Origin of the sequence: Mycobacterium sp. 852002-51152_SCH6134967 (assembly GCF_001667105.1) — a bacterium.
Classification (GTDB): Bacteria; Actinomycetota; Actinomycetes; order Mycobacteriales; family Mycobacteriaceae; genus Mycobacterium; species Mycobacterium neumannii_A.
Map to the genome: position 1 here is coordinate 113,388 of NZ_LZIK01000021.1, position 17,738 is coordinate 131,125.

19 protein-coding genes are annotated in these 17,738 nt (G+C 67.3%); 5 read left to right on the forward strand and 14 right to left on the reverse strand.

All coding sequences use genetic code 11. The annotated features are described in order from the left end of the window. Window position 1 precedes the first annotated feature (1 nt). Genes A5790_RS07190 through A5790_RS07210 form a run of 5 tightly spaced genes read right to left on the reverse strand, consistent with a single transcriptional unit; the run spans window position 2 to window position 5,207 of the window. Entirely contained in the window at window positions 2–1,183 is a 1,182-nt protein-coding gene (locus A5790_RS07190; protein WP_231987623.1) for a thiolase family protein, read from the reverse strand. Continuing rightward, a complete protein-coding gene (locus A5790_RS07195) occupies window positions 1,180–1,593 on the reverse strand; it encodes a Zn-ribbon domain-containing OB-fold protein (protein WP_231987624.1) in 414 nt (137 codons plus the stop codon). Before A5790_RS07195 ends, A5790_RS07190 begins: the two co-directional genes overlap by 4 nt. Then, entirely contained in the window at window positions 1,590–2,807 is a 1,218-nt protein-coding gene (locus A5790_RS07200) for a CaiB/BaiF CoA-transferase family protein (protein WP_156656319.1), read from the reverse strand. Before A5790_RS07200 ends, A5790_RS07195 begins: the two co-directional genes overlap by 4 nt. Continuing rightward, window positions 2,804–3,640, reverse strand: a complete 837-nt coding sequence (locus A5790_RS07205; protein ID WP_066842232.1) for a mycofactocin-coupled SDR family oxidoreductase — start codon at window positions 3,638–3,640, stop codon at window positions 2,804–2,806. The genes A5790_RS07200 and A5790_RS07205 overlap by 4 nt, the downstream gene beginning before the upstream one ends. 10 nt (window positions 3,641–3,650) lie before the next feature. After that, entirely contained in the window at window positions 3,651–5,207 is a 1,557-nt protein-coding gene (locus A5790_RS07210) for an AMP-binding protein (RefSeq protein WP_066842288.1), read from the reverse strand. Window positions 5,208–5,409: 202 nt separating this feature from the next. Between A5790_RS07210 and A5790_RS07215 the strand changes: the two genes are divergently transcribed. From A5790_RS07215 to A5790_RS07225, 3 genes are all read left to right on the forward strand, one after another. Then, entirely contained in the window at window positions 5,410–6,192 is a 783-nt protein-coding gene (locus tag A5790_RS07215; RefSeq protein WP_066842234.1) for a methylase, read from the forward strand. A gap of 96 nt (window positions 6,193–6,288) precedes the next feature. After that, window positions 6,289–7,104, forward strand: a complete 816-nt coding sequence (locus tag A5790_RS07220; protein WP_066842235.1) for a carbon-nitrogen hydrolase family protein — start codon at window positions 6,289–6,291, stop codon at window positions 7,102–7,104. Beyond that, on the forward strand, window positions 7,101–8,015 hold the full coding sequence (locus A5790_RS07225) for a DUF2993 domain-containing protein (protein ID WP_066842236.1): 915 nt from the start codon (window positions 7,101–7,103) through the stop codon (window positions 8,013–8,015). The genes A5790_RS07220 and A5790_RS07225 overlap by 4 nt, the downstream gene beginning before the upstream one ends. A 3-nt stretch (window positions 8,016–8,018) precedes the next feature. Here A5790_RS07225 and A5790_RS07230 read toward each other — a convergent pair whose 3' ends face one another. From A5790_RS07230 to A5790_RS07270, 9 genes are all read right to left on the reverse strand, one after another. After that, complete coding sequence (locus A5790_RS07230; protein ID WP_066842237.1) at window positions 8,019–9,494, reverse strand: hypothetical protein; 1,476 nt, start codon at window positions 9,492–9,494, stop codon at window positions 8,019–8,021. Between the two features lie 41 nt (window positions 9,495–9,535). Then, window positions 9,536–11,173, reverse strand: coding sequence for a peptidase S53 (locus A5790_RS07235; RefSeq protein WP_369829771.1), 1,638 nt, complete (start codon window positions 11,171–11,173; stop codon window positions 9,536–9,538). After that, window positions 11,115–11,411 carry a hypothetical protein gene (locus A5790_RS25355; protein ID WP_369829772.1) on the reverse strand — a complete coding sequence of 99 codons (297 nt, stop codon included), beginning with the start codon at window positions 11,409–11,411 and terminating at the stop codon, window positions 11,115–11,117. Before A5790_RS25355 ends, A5790_RS07235 begins: the two co-directional genes overlap by 59 nt. 112 nt (window positions 11,412–11,523) lie before the next feature. Beyond that, a complete protein-coding gene (gene deoC, locus A5790_RS07245) occupies window positions 11,524–12,201 on the reverse strand; it encodes a deoxyribose-phosphate aldolase (RefSeq protein ID WP_066842243.1) in 678 nt (225 codons plus the stop codon). Beyond that, window positions 12,201–12,617 carry a DUF2599 domain-containing protein gene (locus A5790_RS07250; RefSeq protein WP_066842290.1) on the reverse strand — a complete coding sequence of 139 codons (417 nt, stop codon included), beginning with the start codon at window positions 12,615–12,617 and terminating at the stop codon, window positions 12,201–12,203. Before A5790_RS07250 ends, deoC begins: the two co-directional genes overlap by 1 nt. Before the next feature lie 11 nt (window positions 12,618–12,628). Continuing rightward, the gene (locus tag A5790_RS07255) at window positions 12,629–12,913 is read right to left on the reverse strand and encodes a DUF2516 family protein (protein WP_064351279.1); all 285 of its coding nucleotides are present in this window, start codon (window positions 12,911–12,913) and stop codon (window positions 12,629–12,631) included. A gap of 66 nt (window positions 12,914–12,979) precedes the next feature. After that, window positions 12,980–13,624: a hypothetical protein gene (locus A5790_RS07260; RefSeq protein WP_064399712.1), complete on the reverse strand. Its 645-nt coding sequence runs from the start codon at window positions 13,622–13,624 to the stop codon at window positions 12,980–12,982. 56 nt (window positions 13,625–13,680) lie between these two features. Further along, window positions 13,681–14,109, reverse strand: coding sequence for a helix-turn-helix domain-containing protein (locus tag A5790_RS07265; protein ID WP_064419938.1), 429 nt, complete (start codon window positions 14,107–14,109; stop codon window positions 13,681–13,683). 89 nt (window positions 14,110–14,198) lie between these two features. Then, window positions 14,199–15,569, reverse strand: coding sequence for a DUF445 domain-containing protein (locus A5790_RS07270; protein ID WP_197696726.1), 1,371 nt, complete (start codon window positions 15,567–15,569; stop codon window positions 14,199–14,201). A gap of 73 nt (window positions 15,570–15,642) precedes the next feature. Here A5790_RS07270 and A5790_RS07275 point away from each other — a divergent pair, with 73 nt between their 5' ends. Together A5790_RS07275 and A5790_RS07280 are read left to right on the forward strand one after the other, a co-directional pair. Beyond that, on the forward strand, window positions 15,643–16,353 hold the full coding sequence (locus A5790_RS07275) for a TetR/AcrR family transcriptional regulator (protein ID WP_066842249.1): 711 nt from the start codon (window positions 15,643–15,645) through the stop codon (window positions 16,351–16,353). Further along, a complete protein-coding gene (locus tag A5790_RS07280; protein WP_066842251.1) occupies window positions 16,350–17,204 on the forward strand; it encodes a polyphosphate kinase 2 family protein in 855 nt (284 codons plus the stop codon). Before A5790_RS07275 ends, A5790_RS07280 begins: the two co-directional genes overlap by 4 nt. Window positions 17,205–17,738: the final 534 nt, after the last annotated feature.

The window sequence follows — 17,738 nt, forward strand, 5'->3', positions numbered from 1 at the left end:
GTCAGTTCGAGGCATACGCCACCACGCCGCCGAAGTGCGGCGCCGCCTGGCAGGCCAGGCCGGTCGACACGTCACGCTGCCGCTCGCCCGCCCGGCGGGACAGCTGCAGGTAGCACTCGAGCATCTGCGGAACCCCGTGCATGCGCCCGTTTCCCAGCGCACCACCACCCGACAACGCGGGCACCCCACCGGGCCGGTCAGAGTCGATCCCGCCGCCCTCGACGAACCGGTGCGCCTCGCCGACGGGGCAGATGCGCAGCACCTCCAGCCAGAACCACACGAGCGGCGAGAAGCCGTCGTACACCTGCGGCAGGTCCACCTCGTCGATAGTCAGACCTGTTTGTCGCCAGAGCTTTTCGACCATGTCGAGTCCTCCGGCCAGGATGTCGTCGAGCGGCCAGTGCAGCGGCAGCCGCCGGGGGCCGCCGACACTGTTCGCGAAGCCCGACACGTACACCGGTCGGTTCGGCGAATCGACCGCGCGATCACCCGTCGTCAGCACGAATGCGGCGACACCGTCTACCGGAATATCGCAATCCAGCCGGCACACCGGATCCACCAATGTGGGTTCGGCGAGGTACTGCTCTGCGGTCAGCGGCCGGTCGTGCCAGTACGACCACGGCAGCCTCGCACCGTTCTTCCTGGCTTCGGTGACCACGGCTGCCATCGACTCACGGCGTGCGCCGAAGCGCTGCAGATATTCGTTGTACGGCAGGGCGATCATCGCCAGCGGGCCGAAGAATCCCTGCGGCGCCGTCCACTGCTGCGCACCGCGGGCCTCGCGCATCGCGCTGCCGTGGTAGCTGCCTGCCGGATTGTGCAGGGCGCGGTGCACGACGACGTAGTCGGCGGCTCCGCTTTTCAACGCGTTGACCGCCATGCCCACCGAACCGCTCACCTGGCCGATCCCGTCGAACCCTGCGACGTACCGGGGTTCGCCGCCGAGGCTGCGCGCCAACCACATCGGCGAAACGATGCTGACACCGTCCACGGGTTGATGTCCGCCCGCGCTCGGCAACATGCTCGAGCCGACGTATCCGTCGACCATGTCCACCGTCAGGCCCGCATCGGCGATCGCGGCGCGTACGGTGTCCACGGCCAGCGCACCCAGTGGCCGCGCCGCTCGGCGCTCGATCGCGGTGTGCGCATATCCGGCGATGGCGACCCGGTCGCGGCGACTCACGACGCCAACTTGAATGCGGGTACGGCGATTTCGGCGCTCACATCCTCGAAGACAGCCGTCACCGGCGTGCCGATGCTCAGTGCTGCCTCGTCGGCCCCCAGCAACCGGCCGATCAGCCGCAAGTCGGGTTGTTCTTCGAGTTCGACGTCCACGAGCACGAACGGCACGTCGAAGCCGGGCAGGAATGACTTGCGCACAACGGTCCACGACCGCACCACTCCGTGCCCGCTCACCGGGGTGAACACATAACGCGGGTCGGTGCTTCCGCACGCCGTGCACAACACGTCGGGTGGCAGCGCCAGGGCCCCGCACGGAGAGCAACGTGCGACCGTCAGCACGTGGCGGGCGGCCGCGTCCCAATACGGCGTGGAAACCTCATCGGGCACCGGCAGCGGACGTTGTGAGCTCACGGGATGACGCCCGCCTCGGCCAGCGCGCCGATGCGCTCCCAGTCGTATCCCAGTTCCAACAGCACCGACTCGGTGTGTTCACCGTGTTCGGGTGCACGGCGCAGCTTCGGGGGCTGTTCGTCGAATTGCACTGGAACGGTGGGCAAGCGGTAGGCGACAGCGTCGTCGATGACGACGTCGCCGATGTAGGAGTTGGCCGACACCTGGGGGTCGTCGATCACCTCACCGATGGTCTGGATCGGCGACCACGGCGCGTCCAGGTGCGCCAGTACCGCCTTCCACTCCTCGAGTGTCCGTTCGGCGAACAACGCGTCGAGTTCGGCGATACACGCCACAGCGTTGGTGCGACGCGCGGCGAGATCGGCGAACCGGGGGTCGTCGCGCAGGTCCGGCCGACCGACCGCGCGGCAGAAGTCGCTCCAGTAGCGGTCGCCCTGCAGGAACATCAACTGGATGTGGCGCTCGTCCTTGGTCCGGTACGTCGCGGTCAGTGGATTCACCTGGGGCCCGCGTCCGCGGACCGGTTGTGCCTCACCGCCGTTGAGGGCCGCGAGGAGATCAGAGGACAGCATCCACATGGCGGTGGCAAGCAGCGAGACGTCGACCACTGAACCCGTTCCGGTGCGAACCCGTTTGAGCAACGCGGCGGCTATGCCGAACGCGAGCGCCATCGCACCGTTGCGGTCCCCCATCGCGCCGCGCTGGCTGATCGGGTAGTCCCGTTCGGCGGGGGTGAGCATGTGACCGACGGCGCCGCGAGCCCAGAAGGCCGAGCTGTCGTAGCCGGGCTGGTCGGCGTCGGGGCCGCGTACCCCGAACCCGTGTCCGCGGGCGTAGACCAGGTGCGGGTGGCGCTCGCGTACGGCGTCGGCACCGAGCCCCAGCCGGTCGAGTGCGCCGGGGCGCAGGCTGGTCAGCAGCACGTCGGCCGACGCGAGCAGATCGTCAAGCACCGCGAGGCCCTGCGGCCGGCGCAGATCCAACGCGATCGAGCGTTTGCCCCGATTGGCAAGCGCCATCGACAGATTGACCCCACCGCGATCGGTGCCGATGCCCTGCGTGGCCAGCCCGCGGTAGGGATCGCCGTCGAGCCGTTCCACGCGCACCACATCGGCGCCCCAGTCGGCCAGCAGTGCGCCGGCGACCGGAACGAACACCCACTGGGCGAGCTCGACGACGCGGATGCCGTCGAACGCGGCTTGGACGTCGGTCACTTCAGGCAGCTGCCCGCATCGATGGGAAGCGGCACGCCGGTGATGTAGCGCGACTCGTCGGAGGCCAGGAACAGCACCGCGTTGCTGATGTCGGCCGCCTCCACCCACGGGATCGGCAGCATGTGGAACATCTGGCAGATCGGCTTGATGTCGTCCGCGCCGGGGTTCTCGAGGTCGGGACGGAACGCCCGGTAGGTCGACTCGTTGAGCAACATGTCGGTCCCGACATGGGTCGGGTGCACCGAGTTCACGCGAATGCTGAACTGCCCCAATTCGACGGCGAATGTGCGCATCAACCCGACGACGCCGTGTTTGGCCGTGACGTAGTGACCGACATGCGGATAGGCCTTCAGACCGCCCACCGAACTCGTCATGATCACCGAACCGCCTCGGCCACCCGCCTTGATGTGCGGCACAGCCACTTTGACCGATTTCCAGACACTGGACAGGTTCACGTCGATCGTCTGCTGCCAGCGCGGCTCGTCCATCTCCTCCAACATCGCTCCCGGGGTGCCGATCCCGGCGTTGGCGACGACGATGTCGAGCCGGCCCAGGTGTTCGACACCACCATCGAGCGCGGACTTCAACGCGTCGAAGTCGCAGACGTCGACCTCCGCGGTGACGACGCGACGATCCAACGCCTTGACCATGTCGGCGGTCTCGGCCAGGTCGGCGGGCGTCGAACCGGGCTCGGGGGTGTTCTCGATGTGCCTGCAGATGTCGACCGCGATGATGTCGGCGCCCTCTTCGGCCAGCCGGACCGCGTGACTGCGGCCCTGACCGCGAGCGGCACCGGTAACGAATGCCACCTTGCCCGCAACGCGTCCTGTCATCGAAGCCTCCTCACAATTCGTGAAACCGCCGAACCTTCTGACGTACCAAGTACTTCTGAACCTTGCCGCTCGCCGTGCGAGGGAAGTCGTCGACCTGGTGCAACTCTTCCGGCCACTTCTGGCGCGCCATCCCGGCCGATACGAAATGCGCGCGCACGTCGTCACGGGTCGGCATGGGTTGTCCGGGTCTCAACCGCAGCACCGCTGCGACCCGCTCACCGAACGCGGGGTCGGGTGCGGCCACCACGACGGCCTCCGCGACGGCGGGTAGCGCGAGCAAGGCCTCCTCGACTTCGATCGCGCTGATGTTCTCGCCGCCGCGGATGATCACGTCGGCCTTGCGGTCGGTGATCGTGAGGTACCCGTCCGAGTCGAGGACGCCGACATCGCCGGTGTGGTACCACCCGTCGGCGTCGAACGCCGTTGCCGTGAGCCGGGGGTCGAGGTAACCCAGGCACAGATCCGGTCCGCGCGAGAGGATCTCGCCGTCGGGGGCGATGCGGAGCTCGACCCCGGGGCGTGCGTCGCCGTCGGTGTTGAGCCGCTTCTCGACGGGCGCATCGGGCCTCGACCCGGTGATCGACGGGTGTTCCGTGCTTCCGTAGGACCGTGTCACGGTCAGACCGAGATCGGTGAGCCGCCGTGTCACGGCCACCGGCACCGCCGAACCGCCCAGTCCCAGGTACGGCATGTACCGCAAGTGCTCTGCGGTGAACTCGGGGTGGTCGAGCAGGCTGGTGATGAAATAGGTTGGGCCACCGCCGAAACCGACTCCGTCGCGCTTCATCAGCTCCAGCACCAGCCCGGGATCCCAGGCGTCGCACAGGTGCACCGGAACGCCTTCGAGCACCGGGCACAGGAGCCCGCCGAGCATGCCGATGAAATGCCCCACCGGCAGCGCCATCACCGAACCTGACGGGTTCGGCGGGTGGTTGGCCGCCAGTTGGCGGATCTCGAAGCCCAGCGACTGATGGCTGTGCACAACGCCCTTCGGATCGCGGGTGGTCCCCGAGGTGAACGCGATCAGCGCCGGACCCGCCGGATCCGCGTCGAGCACCCCCGCCATGGGCGTCGGCGACAGCAGGTCGTCGAAGTCGAGCCCGACCACACCAACGATCGGAACATCCGCGGCCAGATCGGGCTGGTACGTCATCCGGCCGAACTCCGTCGCCGTGATGAACACCTTCGGGCGCGCGGTGGTCAGGATGTGCCCGAGCTCCTTGCGACCGTAGAAATGCACGACCGGCACCACGACCGCGCCGAGCAGCGTGGCCGCCCAGAACGTCGCGGCGGCCTCCATCCAGTTCGGCAGCTGGAACGCCACGACGTCACCGGGCTCCACGCCGCGCGCCCGCAGGCCTTCGGCCAATCGGCGGGCGACGACCTCGACGTCACCGAACGTCCCGGTGTACGGGCGGGCAGACGAGTGAACCCGGAACGGCAATTGGGTGTGGGCGGTCAGCGCCTCCGACAGCGATGCACCGAGCGTGTCGGACGTCCACCATCCTTCGGTTACGTAGCGCGTGCGAAGGTCGGCAGGAATCACCCGGGTCGCTTCGTTGAACACGCTCGTCACTGCGGGAGCTCGTTTTCGGGTGCACGGCAGCACCGATGCTGCCGATGGCGGCTAAAGGACGGATCAGATCATAGCAACGCTATTGTCTAGCGAGAGTCATATTCTACTTTTACGTCGGCATAGTTTGCGTCCGACGGTCCCGTTGTCGTCCCGTGGATCGGAGCCGGTGCGCAGGCGGCCATACACTTGGGCCATGAGCGGGCCAATCGGTCAGCTGACACGCGGCACGACCGGCTACAACCGGCTGCGCCGCAGTGACCGCTGGCTCGTGCACGCGCCGCGGGTCCGCGCCGCCCTGGCGGCTGCCGAGGATCCGCTGGTCATCGATCTCGGTTACGGCGGCCTGCCGGTGACGACGCTGGAGCTCGCCGCCCGGCTGCGGATGGTGCGCAACGATATTCGCGTCGTGGGCCTGGAGATCGATCCCGACCGCGTGCAGGCAGCGCAGGCCGCGGGGTCCTCTGCTGTGCAGTTCGGCCTCGGTGGTTTCGAATTGGCGGGGATGCGGCCCGTCCTGGTGCGGGCGTTCAACGTGTTGCGGCAGTACCCGGTCGAATCGGTTCACCAGGCGTGGTCGACGATGCAGCGACAGTTGGCGCCCGGTGGCCTCATCGTCGACGGCACCTGCGACGAGGTCGGCCGAAGGGCCTGCTGGATCCTGCTGGACGCCGACGGGCCGCTGAGCCTGACGCTGGCCTGCGACCCGTTCGCGATCGAACGGCCGTCCGACCTGGCCGAGCGGCTGCCGAAGGCACTGATCCACCACAACGTCGACGGCCAGCCCGTGCACTCATTGCTGACCGCCGCCGACCGTGCGTGGGCCAGCGTCGCCGGCCACGGGGTGTTCGGTCCGCGAGTCCGCTGGCGTGCGATGCTGGAATTGTTGTGCGACAACGGTTTTCCTGTCGTACCTGCGCGACGCCGGATGCGTGACGGAGTGCTCACCGTGCCCTGGCCGACCGTCGCGCCGACCTGAAGCCTGGGGACGTAACCGCTGACGCGATGTGTGTGCGTTGAAGAGCGGTGAGCGCAACCAAACGCACACGAATCGCAGCGCCGTAGGCTGGGCCGTATGCGGATTGCCCTCGCGCAGATCCTCAGCGGCACCGACCCGTCGGCGAACCTGGCGGTCGTGGAGGACTACACGCGCCGCGCCGCGGACGCGGGCGCGGGCATGGTGCTGTTTCCTGAGGCGACGATGTGCCGGTTCGGGGTGCCGCTCACCCCGGTCGCCGAACCGCTCGACGGGCCGTGGGCCTCGGCCGTGCGGGCCATCGCCGAGCGGGCGGGCATAGTCGTCGTGGCGGGAATGTTCGTGCCTTCCGGTGACGGGCGCGTTCTCAACACGCTGATCGCCGCCGGCGCCGGCATCGACGCGCACTACGAGAAGATCCACCTCTACGACGCGTTCGGGTTCAAGGAGTCCAAGACGGTCGCGCCCGGCCAGGAGCCGGTCCTGATCGAGGTCGACGGCGTGGGAGTCGGGCTGACGCTGTGCTACGACATCCGGTTCCCCGAGCTCTACGTCGAGCTGGCCGAACGTGGTGCGCAGCTGATCACCGTGCACGCCTCGTGGGGCAGCGGACCGGGCAAGCTCGACCAGTGGACGTTGCTGGCGAGGGCCCGCGCGATCGACACGACCGGCTTCGTCGCCGCCGTCGACCAGGGCTGTCCCGAACCCGACGTCGCCGCGCTCGGCCCGACCGGTGTGGGTGGCAGCCTGGTGGCGTCCCCGACCGGTGACGTGCTGGTCAGCGCCGGTGACGACCCGCAGTTGCTGGTGACCGACATCGACCTGGAGGACGGCCGCAAGGTACGCGAGACGGTCGCGGTTCTGCGCAACCGCGCGGACTTCGCTCGTCGCGGTAAGGCAGAATCGCGCTCGTGACTGACCCGTGGGCCCGCCCGAACCAGCCGTCGCCGCAGCAGGGCCAGGTCCCCCCACCCCAGCAGGACCAGACGCCTCCGCCGCCGCAGGGGCCGCCACCGCAGGGCCCGCCGCCGGGACCCCAGGGACCAAATGAACCGGGCCGGAGCGAGCCGCCGCGCTCTGAGTCGAGACTCAGGAGCCTGTTGCGCGATCCCCTGTCGATCGTGTTGGTGGTCGTCATCGTGGTGGCCCTGGTGCTGGCGGGCGTGCTGGCCGGAGAACTGTACGCACGCAACCGCGCGAACGACGTCGTCGCGGGCGTCACGTCATGCGTCGTCGAAGACGAGGCCAGCGCATCGTTCGGCGTCATGCCGCCGTTCCTGATCCAGCACATGTCCGGCCACTACACGAACATCCACATCGAGACCGCTGGCAATCAGATCCGCGACGCCAAGGGTATGAAGGTCGAGTTGACCATCGAGGACGTCCGCCTCGAGGACACGGCCACCTCGGGCGGCACGGTCGGCTCGCTCGTCGCGGATATCAACTGGTCGTCGGAGGGCATTCGGCAGACCATCTCCGATTCGATCCCACTCATCGGCGCATTCGTCAGCGGGGTCACGACCAACCCGTCCGACGACACGATCGAGTTGGAAGGTGCGCTCGGCTCGATCAGGGCGCGGCCGACGGTCGCCGACGGCGGAATCTCGCTGCAGGTGATCGAGCTGACCGGCCTCGGCTTCACGCTGCCGCGCGAAGCCGTCCAGCCGGCGTTGGACGCGTTCACCTCCGAGCTGACGAAGAACTACCCGATGAACATCAAAGCCGATTCGGTGGAGGTCACCGATGACGGCGTGGTGAGCCGGTTTTCGACCCGCAACGCCGACATCCCGAAGGGTCAGCAGGATCCGTGCTTCGCCGAGCTGTGACCCTCAGTCGGTGACACCGGTCCAGCGGAAGCTGTTGACGTACTTGCCCATATCGATCGCCAGCTGCAGGTTCGCACCCGATGGATGCCCGGTGCCGAAGTCGGGGGTGAATTCGCGGTAGGGGCCGATGGCCGAGGCCACCAGCGCGACATCGTTTTTGACCGCGACCATCACGATCAGCCGAAGCCGGGTGAAGCTGCCGCTGGCGTCCTGCGGATAGTCGTCGGTGACGACGCCGTAGCCGGGTTCGTAGCCGACCATCGCGTTGGGGATCTCGTATTCCGTTGTGGCGTCGGGATAGTACTCGTCGATCAGGTCCTGGGCGACCTGCTTGGCGGTCCGGTTTTCGGCGGGCAGACCGAACAGCTCGAGCATGCCGGTGTCGCCGCCGGTGAAGTCGAGTTCGACCCCATCGGGAAGCAGGGTGGCCTCGTACGCGCTGCCGGGCCCCGGGTATTGGACGGAGAACGTTCCGTCGGCGGCATAGAAACGGGGGTTGGATTCGATGGGCTCGCCGATCGGTGGGCGTCCACAATCGGGCGGGCACACGATCTTCGGGATGTCGGGGGTGGTGAGCACGGCCGCCACCACACCGGCCGTCACCGCGATGGCAGCGCCCGCACCCAGCGTCGCAAGCACCCGCGCGCGGCCCATGCCTTCCTCGAGGCTCCGCACCGGTAGCTCCAGAGCCAGGGCCCGCTGTCCACTGCGCAGCGCAGCCAGTGCAACCGCGGCGATCACGACATGGACGATCAGGTGCACAATGTGCGGTACAGGGGCGTACTCGGTGACACCCATGACCATGTAGAGCACCAGCGTCACAACCACACTCGCGAAGATCATCCTCCGCCGGCCCGCCCACAGCGCGATGCCGACGAGTCCGCCGAGCGTGAGCGCGGTCAGCGGCAGGGTCAACCCCTGGATACCGGCCTGCACCAGAAGCGCGCTGACCCACAGGTCTTCGGCCCTGACGCCGGTCGCGAACTGTGGGGCCAATCTGACCAAAGTCGCTGCCGACGTGAACACCACGGCGCTCAACGCGCCGACCGCGTAGCCGTCGAGCGGCAGTCGAGGCAGCCCGCGGCGCAACCGCAGCACTGCCGGCGGGATCAGCATCACGAGCGCACCGCCGACCGGTATCGCGGTGCCTACCAACAGCTTTTCGCGATCGAGCTCGCCGCCGCTGAGCGCGACGTCGTGAGACTCGGCCACGATGTTGCCGGTTGTCAACGCCCACGCGGCGCCGAGTGCCGCAGCCAGCGCAGCGGTCAGCACCAACTGACGTGCCGGCACGTCGTGACCTGCCTGACGCAGATAGACGACGAACACCAGCGCCACACCGACCGCTCCGATCGCGATCAGCGGCGCCTGCCAACGCAGCACCGCGAACCCGACCAGCATCACCGCCAGCGCTGCCAGCGCCAGCCCGAACGTCGTCCTCGACGAAGCCGCCACATGCGGAAACAGGGTGCTCGTCAAGGGATCTCGCCACCGACGGCGGCGGCGTGGTGACGCTTCGGTCAACGCGACGTCTTCTGCAGGTCGAGAATGTTGCGGGCGAGGTTCTCGGTGTTAGGGGTGCCGAGGCCCGTCACCAGGTCGTACCCCGGTGACGCCAGATCGACGGCATTGCCGCCCTTGGTCACATCCCGGAAGCCGGGCAGACGCGACCCGGAGGCCACCTGGTACAACACCGGATTGACGTTTCCGACCTGCCGTCCACCGTTGGCCAGCAGGTACTGGTTCATCAGCACGGTGAGTGCCGCCCAGATCGGCGCCGATTGCGACGTACCGCCGCCGACCACCTCGCGCCGGCCGAAGATGAACCGCACACCGGTGAACGGATCGGCGACCGCGGAGACGTCGGGGAGCAGACGGCGGCGCTCGGTGTCACGCTCGACATCCAGTTTGTCCTGCCACGCCGGACGGGCGAACAGCTTCGCCACCCCGCCGCTACTGCCCTGCGACAGCGGGGAATCCACCCACGCGTGTTCGGCCAGCCACTGCCCGCGCGTACCGGTCGACAACGTGGTGCCTCCGACCGACGTCATCGTGGGAAGTGATGCGACCGCATCGACACCGATGTCGTCGGGGCCCGGCGGAGCCGACCATCGGTCTCCGCCTTTGCACTCCAGGCCCGCGGTGTCCCCGCTGGCGTCGAACGCCGTGGTGCCGCGTCGCTGGGCGGCCGTCAACGCCGCCTCGACCGGGGCCAGATCCGCCGCGGTGACGAACGCCTCGCATCCCCATCCGATCGACAGGCTCCACACCGCTCCGGGGTAGTCGCGGTCGACCTGTTCGAACAGCCTCCCGAGGTTTTCGTATGTACCGTCGCCCTCCACCGTCGGCCTGGCGTTGACCACGACAAGCCGTGCATCGGGTGCAATGGCGTGTGCCACTTGCAGATCCATCGCCGTCTCACCGTGTACCTCGGACGGTTTCCCGCCGACGATCTCGGGGGTGAACCGGGGTAGTCCGGAGCTGTCGGCGAACAGGTCGAGGTCGTCTTGTTCGACGCTGTCGAACGCGAAGATGACGATTGTCGCGCCCTCACCGGTGAAACCGGCGTCCGCCAACGGCGTCGCGTTGTACGCCGACAACAGTCCGTCGGGCGTCAGCCCGCCCTTGGGTACGTCAAGGGGAACGAAGTCGGGCCGCTTCATGCGGTACGGGGTGTAGCTCATCACCCGCCCGATCGCGGTGACGTCGCCGCGTACCTGCGGCGGTATCGCCGGCTGTTCGGGCGAGGCGTAGAACTGTTCCCCTTTGGCAGACCGGTAGTCGCGCACCGGAATCCCGAATGCCCGCGCGAGATCCCCGGCAGCGCCCTCGACGATCGCCCAACCGTCGCCGGGCCGCCAGCGCACCCAGAGGCCGCGGTCGCCCGCCCAGCCCATCAAGGCGGCCGGACGTTGCGGTCCGTCGAGCGTGACGGTGACTTGCGCGTCCGCCGAACGTGACGGGCCCAGGTCGGTCGAGCTCGCCAGCAGTGCCGCATAGGGACCGGTGATCACCGCCGGGGTGCGTGATGCACACGCACCCGACGCTGCGATTAGCAGCGCGGCGGTGAGGAGGGCCCAGGGCCGGTGGACCCCGCGCCTACTGGCCGTGAGGACCGCGGTGTCGACCGGGCGTCGGACCGGGAGCCGGTGGCGCATGAACGGTGGGCGAGAACGGGTTCGGCTGATTGGGATCGATGCGCGGTGCCTTCTCCGTCGGCGTGGCGGGCGGAGGCGGCGCCGTAGTGGTGGTTGTGGTCGTCGTCGTGGTGGTCGACGTCTCCGGTGCCTCTTCCTCTTGTGAGGCGCAGCCGGCGGTGAACGCGCCCGTCGCCAGCACCGCGGTCACCCCCGCTCCGGCCAGCGCTCGGCGAAGCAAACCGCTTTGAGTCATCATGATCAGGTCCTATCCACGGTTTCCCGTGCGCAGAGTGCGGTGGTTCCAGCCGTCGGGGGCGGACGTCACTATACGGCAAATATCGGTGACCAATGTAAATTACTGGCGGCGGTCAAGTTTCAAAGCCCTCGAGTACCGCCCTGGTCCCCGACAGCCCCAACCGGGTGGCGCCTGCGTTCAGCATCGCAATCGCGTCATCGGCGGTCCGGATACCGCCACTGGCTTTGACCTGCGGACCCACCGTCGCCATCAGTTCCACTGCACGTAGCGACGCCCCGCCTGCGGGATGAAATCCCGTGGAGGTCTTGACGAAATCGGCACCCGCGTCCGCCGCGGCCCGGCAGGCGGCCAGCAGGGTCTGCTCATCGGCGAGCAGGAGCAGCGCGGCGGACTCGACGATCACTTTCAGCGTCGCGCGGGCACCGACTTCGGTACGCACGGCCTCGACGTCGGCGCGCACCGCCGCGAAGTCGCCGTGCAACGCGGCTCCCACGTCGATCACCATGTCGATCTCGCCGGCGCCGTCTTCCACCGCGAGCCGTGCCTCACTGGCTTTGACCGCCGAAAGATGTTTGCCCGAAGGGAATCCGACGACCGCACACACCAGCTGCGACGGCGAACCGGACCGTCTGGCGACCGAAACCATCGACGGCGACACGCATACGGCGTAAGCGCCGAGGGCCGCAGCCTCCTCGGCGGCCGCGGCGACGTCGCCCTCGGTGGCTTCGGGTTTGAGCAGTGTGTGATCGACCAGTCCGGCGACCTCGTCGCGTAGGTAGGTGCGTGCCATCAGAACGGCTCTTCGGTACCGCCGGGGTTGCAGCCGGTTTCCACCATCTGCTCGTATGGGACCTCGGGTCGCCACGGCTCGAGATTCCAACTGGTCTTGCCGGGTTGGTAGTACTCGGCGAATTCCCAGTGACAGACGAATTGGGGCCTCATGCCCGGGATGTCCGCATCGGGTGCGAGCGCCAGCACCTCGGCCCAGGCCACCTCGCCCTGGGCCGAAGTGGCCAGCCCGGACGATTGCCTGCCTGCCGCGGTCGGGTACACGCGCAGACTCGACAAATCGCCCCACTTGGCCCATTCGACGTGATCGACGAACGGCGGGGCTGGCACCGTCGGGTTGGCAGGCGGATTCGCCGATGCCACGGGGGCCGCCAGCGCAGGCACGGTGAGGCCGGCCGCCAAGACGACGACCGCCATGGTTCTGCGCACTACCGGGACTTCCCCTGGACCTCGAGCAGCTTGGGTCGGACGTCGACCAGGTAGACACCGGCCGCGACGGCTGCGATGGCGGGGCCCAGCACAGAACCCAAAACCAGCGCGAGCAGCCCTGCGACCCCGAGGATGACCAACCAGACCGGCTTGGTCAGTTTGTCGGCGGCCGGGTAGGCGTCCGGCCGTTGCATCGCCGCATGGACGAACGCGTACACCGTCGTCGCCAGCACGGCGATCTGCAAAAAGAAGAGGACGTAACCCACCAAGCCTTGGAGCTGCACGCATCAAGACTAAGCGGGTGACGTCCTCTCGGTCGACTTTGGGCCTTGCGACCCGCTGTCGAGTCCTTACTTCTGGGTGACCTTCTTGGCCGTCGCCTTCTTGGCCGGGGCCTTCTTGGCCGGCGTCTTCTTCGCCGGGGTCTTGGCCGGTGTCTTGGCAGGGGCCTTCTTAGCGGTGTTCTTCACCGGCGCGGCACCCTGGTCGGCCTTCTTCGGCAGCTCGACGCCGACCAGCTTGGCGGCGCGCTCACCGACGGCGCGCGTCTGCGCGGCCACGTTGCCCAGCGCCTCCTGGGTCAGCTCGACGGCCTGGTCGGTGTACCCCTCGACCCGGCCGGCGGCCTCGCTGAAGCCGGGCTGGCTGCGCAGGCGCTCGAGTGCGGCCTCACCGCGCTCGACGAGCTTGTTGTAGGTGGTCTGTGCGGCCTCGGCGTAGGTCTCGGCGAACTTGCGCAGCTCATCGGAGCTCAGACGGTCGCGCAACTCACCGAACTGCGTCGGCAGGTCGTCCTGCAGTCGGTCGATCCGCGCACGGGTCTCCTCGACGCGGCTACGCGAGTCGGTGCGGGCGTCGTCGGCGCGCTCACGAAGGGCGGCGACGATCTCGTTGACCCGCTCGAGGGCGAGGTCGGCGGCACCGACGGCGGCGAGCAACGGCGCCTTCAGGTCGTCGGGGGTGGGCTGGTTCTTGGCGGGAGTGTTCTTGGCCATGGTGTTCCTTTCTGAGGATGTGGTTCGGTTGCGTTCGTGTTCAGAAGCCGGAGTCTCTATTCAGTCGACGACTCCTGTTCTGTGTCGCTACCTGCCTCGTCAACCTCGGCCTCGTTCTGCTGACAGAACGACGTGTAGATGTCGAGCAGCACATGCTTTTGCCGCTCGGTGATCGCCGTGTCGTTGACGATGGCGTCGCGCACCTCGCTCTTCTCGCTGGGCTCGAGAATCCCGGCCCGCACGTAGAGCACCTCAGCCGACAACCGCAGCGCCTTGGCGATCTGGTTGAGCACGTCGGCAGAGGGTTTGCGCAATCCCCGCTCGATCTGGCTGAGGTAGGGATTGCTGACGCCGGCCTTCTCGGCCAACTGTCGTACGGATACCTGAGCGGCTTCGCGTTGCGTCCGGATGAACGTGCCGATGTCCTGGGCGGCGGTCTGCGCAGCGTTGGACACGACGACGGCAAGATTGTCATCCTGCGACATGCGAAGCCCTCCGTGCCTCGGGTATCCAAAAAGCGACACCCCTACCGTACGACGCAGTGCTAACTTTTGCAAGCACTCGTTAGCGCAGGTCAGAATATAAGTTGGGCTACGGAATAGATGACCAGGCCCGCCAGCGCGCCCACCACGGTGCCGTTGATCCGGATGAATTGCAGGTCGCGTCCGACGTGGAGTTCGATACGGCGGCTGGCTTCGTCGGCGTCCCACCGCTCGACGGTTTCGGTGATGATCGCGGTGATCTCCACGCCATACTGAGCGACCAGGTGCTGGGCCGCCCGGATGATCCAGTTGTCCACCTTGTCGCGCAGGTCGGCGTCGTCGCGCAGCGACTCCCCGATCAGCATCACCGAGTCCGCGACCCGCGTGCGCAGCGTCGATGAGGGGTCGTCCACCGACTCGAACAGAATGCGCTTGGCCGCTCTCCACGCCGTCTCGGCCGCGCGCGTGACCTCGTCGCGGGCCATGACCTGTTCCTTGACGTTTTCGGCGCGCTCAATGGTGGCCCGATCGTGCTGGAGGTCGTCGGCGAACTCGAACAGGAACCGGGTCGCCGACCGCCGCAGCTCGTGGTCCGGGTTGCGGCGCACCTTGTCGGTGAAGTCCATCAACTCGCGGTGGATGCGGTCGCCGACGAGGTGGTCCACCCAGCGTGGGGACCAGGTGGGCGAGTCGCGTTCGATCACCCGGTCGATGACGGGCCCGGCGTTGAGCGACCACTGGAAGGCGCGGTCGGCGAGCAGTTGCAGCAGTGCCTCCTGCCGGTGTTCGGCCAGCAGCGTGGCCAGCACGCGACCGATGGGCGGACCCCACTGCGGTTCGGCGATGCGTTTGACGATCATCCGGTCGAGCACCTGCTGCACATCCTCGTCGCGCAGCATCTCCACCAGAACCCGCAGCACGGTGGCGGTTTCGGCGGCAACGCGTTCGGCGTGTGAGCGTTCGGAGAGCCACTTGCCCAGCCGGCCTGCCACTTCGGCGTTGCGCAGCTTCGCCGACACGACTTCAGGAGACAGGAAGTTCTCGCGAACGAAGGCGCCGAGCCCCTCGCCGAGCTGGTCCTTTTTGCGCTTGATGATCGCGGTGTGCGGGATCGGGATGCCGAGTGGGTGCTTGAACAGGGCGGTGACCGCGAACCAGTCCGCCAGGGCGCCGACCATGCCGGCCTCAGCGGCGGCGCGCACATAGCCCACCCAGTCCGGAGCGATACCAGCGGACTGGGCCCAGGTGCAGATGAGGAAGATGACCGAGGCGCCGACGAGAAAACTCAGCGCGACGACCTTCATGCGCCGCAGCGAACGGCGGCGCTCCGCATCGGCTACGGAGTCGGCCCCGGCCAAGGACTCGGCGAAGCTTCTCCGCGGGGCGGGCGGAACCGTCGGGGCGTGCCGTCCGGCGCTCGGTCTATGTGCCACTTCTCCATCATCCGCTACGACGCGCGGCAGCTCGGACCGACAACACGCGGTGTCAAGATCGGCCGTACTATCGAGGGGAACTACGGAACGGATCACGGGGATAGTGGCACAACAGTCCGAGGCGATCGCGGTCAAGACAGACGGCCGCAAGCGGCGTTGGCACAAGCACAAGGTAGAGCGCCGCAACGAGCTGGTGGATGGCACCCTTGAGGCGATCCGCCGACTCGGTAGTGGCGTCAGCATGGACGAGATCGCGGCCGAGATCGGCGTCTCGAAGACGGTGCTGTACCGCTACTTCGTCGATAAGAACGACCTCACGACCGCGGTGATGATGCGGTTCGCGCAGACGACGCTGATCCCGAACATGGCCGCGGCGCTGTCGTCGAACCTGGACGGCTTTGAACTCACTCGCGAGGTGATCCGGGTCTATGTCGAAACGGTGGCGGCCGAACCCGAGCCCTATCAGTTCGTGATGGCGAACAACTCGGCGAGCAAGAGCCGCGCGGTCGCCACGTCCGAGCAGATCATCGCCCGCATGTTGGCGGTGATGCTGCGACGCCGGATGCAGGAGGCCGGTATGGACACCGGCGGCGTCGAGCCGTGGGCGTACCACACAGTCGGCGGTGTTCAGCTGGCCACGCACTCGTGGATGTCGAACCGGCGCATGAGCTCCGATGAGCTGATCGACTACCTGACCATGCTCTCGTGGAATGCGTTGTGCGGCATCGTCGAAGTGGGCGGGTCACTCGAGGCGTTCCGCGGCCGACCACACCCGTCGCCGGCGCTTCCACCCCCGACGCAAGACGACCAGTGAGCCCGGACCCGGTCACCTCGCCCATCGCCGACGCGGTGCGGTTTCGGACCGGCGACAAGGTGGCCGATCTGAACCCCTCGGCGACACCGGGTTTCGACGGCGCCAAAGCCGATGCGGCGCCGGTGCAAGCGGCTCGCAGCAATCGCCTCGCCGAGCTGCAGGAGATGCTCTACGCCAGTTCCAAAGGCCGTGACGACGCCCGCTCGGTCTTACTTGTGCTGCAGGGCATGGATGCCGCGGGCAAGGGCGGTATCGTCAAACATGTTGTCGGAGCTGTCAACCCGATGGGCGTACGCTACACCGCATTTGGCAAACCGACACCGGAGGAGCTGGCGCACGACTTCCTGTGGCGGATCCGGCGCGCGTTGCCGCCGCCGGGACATATCGGCGTCTTCGACCGGTCGCATTACGAGGACGTGCTCATCGTTCGGGTGCACAACCTGGTGCCGCCGGAGGTGTGGGGTGCGCGCTACGACGAGATCAACGCGTTCGAGCGTGAACTCGTCGACGGTGGAACGACTCTGGTGAAGGTGGCGATGTTCATCTCGTTGGACGAGCAGAAGAAGCAGCTCCTCGAACGGCTCGACGACCCGACGAAATACTGGAAGTACAACCCCGGCGACATCGACGAGCGCCTCAAATGGCCCCAGTATCAGGAGGCCTACCAGGCGGTGCTGGACCGCACGTCGACGGACTATGCGCCGTGGCACGTGGTGCCCTGCGATCGCCGGTGGTACAGCCGGCTCGCCGTCACCGAACTGCTGATCGAAGCGCTCGAGGCCCTCGACTTGTCATACCCGCCTGCGGATTTCGACGTCGACGCGGAACGCAAGCGGTTATTGGAGTCGTAGGCGCCGAGACTGCGGTTTCTGACGAATTTCGGCCGATTCCTCTCATAAACCGCAGTCTCGTGGAACCGGTATAGCGCTTTTCGCATCTAACTGGATATGGACCGTCTCATCGTGGGCAGCGACGCACTCGCAGCCGGCACCGTGACACGTCACGACCTACGCACCAACTACGTCAAGGTGCACCGCAACATATACGCGCCGACAGGAATGGAACTCGACGCGCGCGTTCGAGCACATGCCGCATGGCTTTGGTCTCGCGGACAAGCGACTCTATTCGGCCATTCGGCCGCGGCGATGTTCGGAACCCGCTGGCTACCGCCCGACGGGAACTGGCACGAATACGGCATCGATCTCCGCGCGGAATCGTCATCTACAGTGGGACGCTCGCCGATGACGAGGTCTGCTTGCGAGGAAGTTTCGACTGTACGACACCCGCTCGCACGGCTTATGACCTAGGTGTACTGCCCAGGCAGGTTGGTTAACCGTGTGATGGGCGGGACCTTGCCGATCGCGGAGTGTTGCCGGTGGTGATTG

Coding starts and splice junctions, on each gene's coding strand:
- deoC (WP_066842243.1), bottom strand. CDS start 12,201: ATGGCACGCACCTACCTACGCGACGAGGTCGCCGGACTGGTCGATCAC.
- A5790_RS25355 (WP_369829772.1), bottom strand. CDS start 11,411: ATGATGACTCAAAGCGGTTTGCTTCGCCGAGCGCTGGCCGGAGCGGGG.
- A5790_RS07220 (WP_066842235.1), top strand. CDS start 6,289: ATGCGGATTGCCCTCGCGCAGATCCTCAGCGGCACCGACCCGTCGGCG.
- A5790_RS07235 (WP_369829771.1), bottom strand. CDS start 11,173: ATGCGCCACCGGCTCCCGGTCCGACGCCCGGTCGACACCGCGGTCCTC.
- A5790_RS07205 (WP_066842232.1), bottom strand. CDS start 3,640: ATGACAGGACGCGTTGCGGGCAAGGTGGCATTCGTTACCGGTGCCGCT.
- A5790_RS07265 (WP_064419938.1), bottom strand. CDS start 14,109: ATGTCGCAGGATGACAATCTTGCCGTCGTCGTGTCCAACGCTGCGCAG.
- A5790_RS07260 (WP_064399712.1), bottom strand. CDS start 13,624: ATGGCCAAGAACACTCCCGCCAAGAACCAGCCCACCCCCGACGACCTG.
- A5790_RS07215 (WP_066842234.1), top strand. CDS start 5,410: ATGAGCGGGCCAATCGGTCAGCTGACACGCGGCACGACCGGCTACAAC.
- A5790_RS07250 (WP_066842290.1), bottom strand. CDS start 12,617: ATGGCGGTCGTCGTCTTGGCGGCCGGCCTCACCGTGCCTGCGCTGGCG.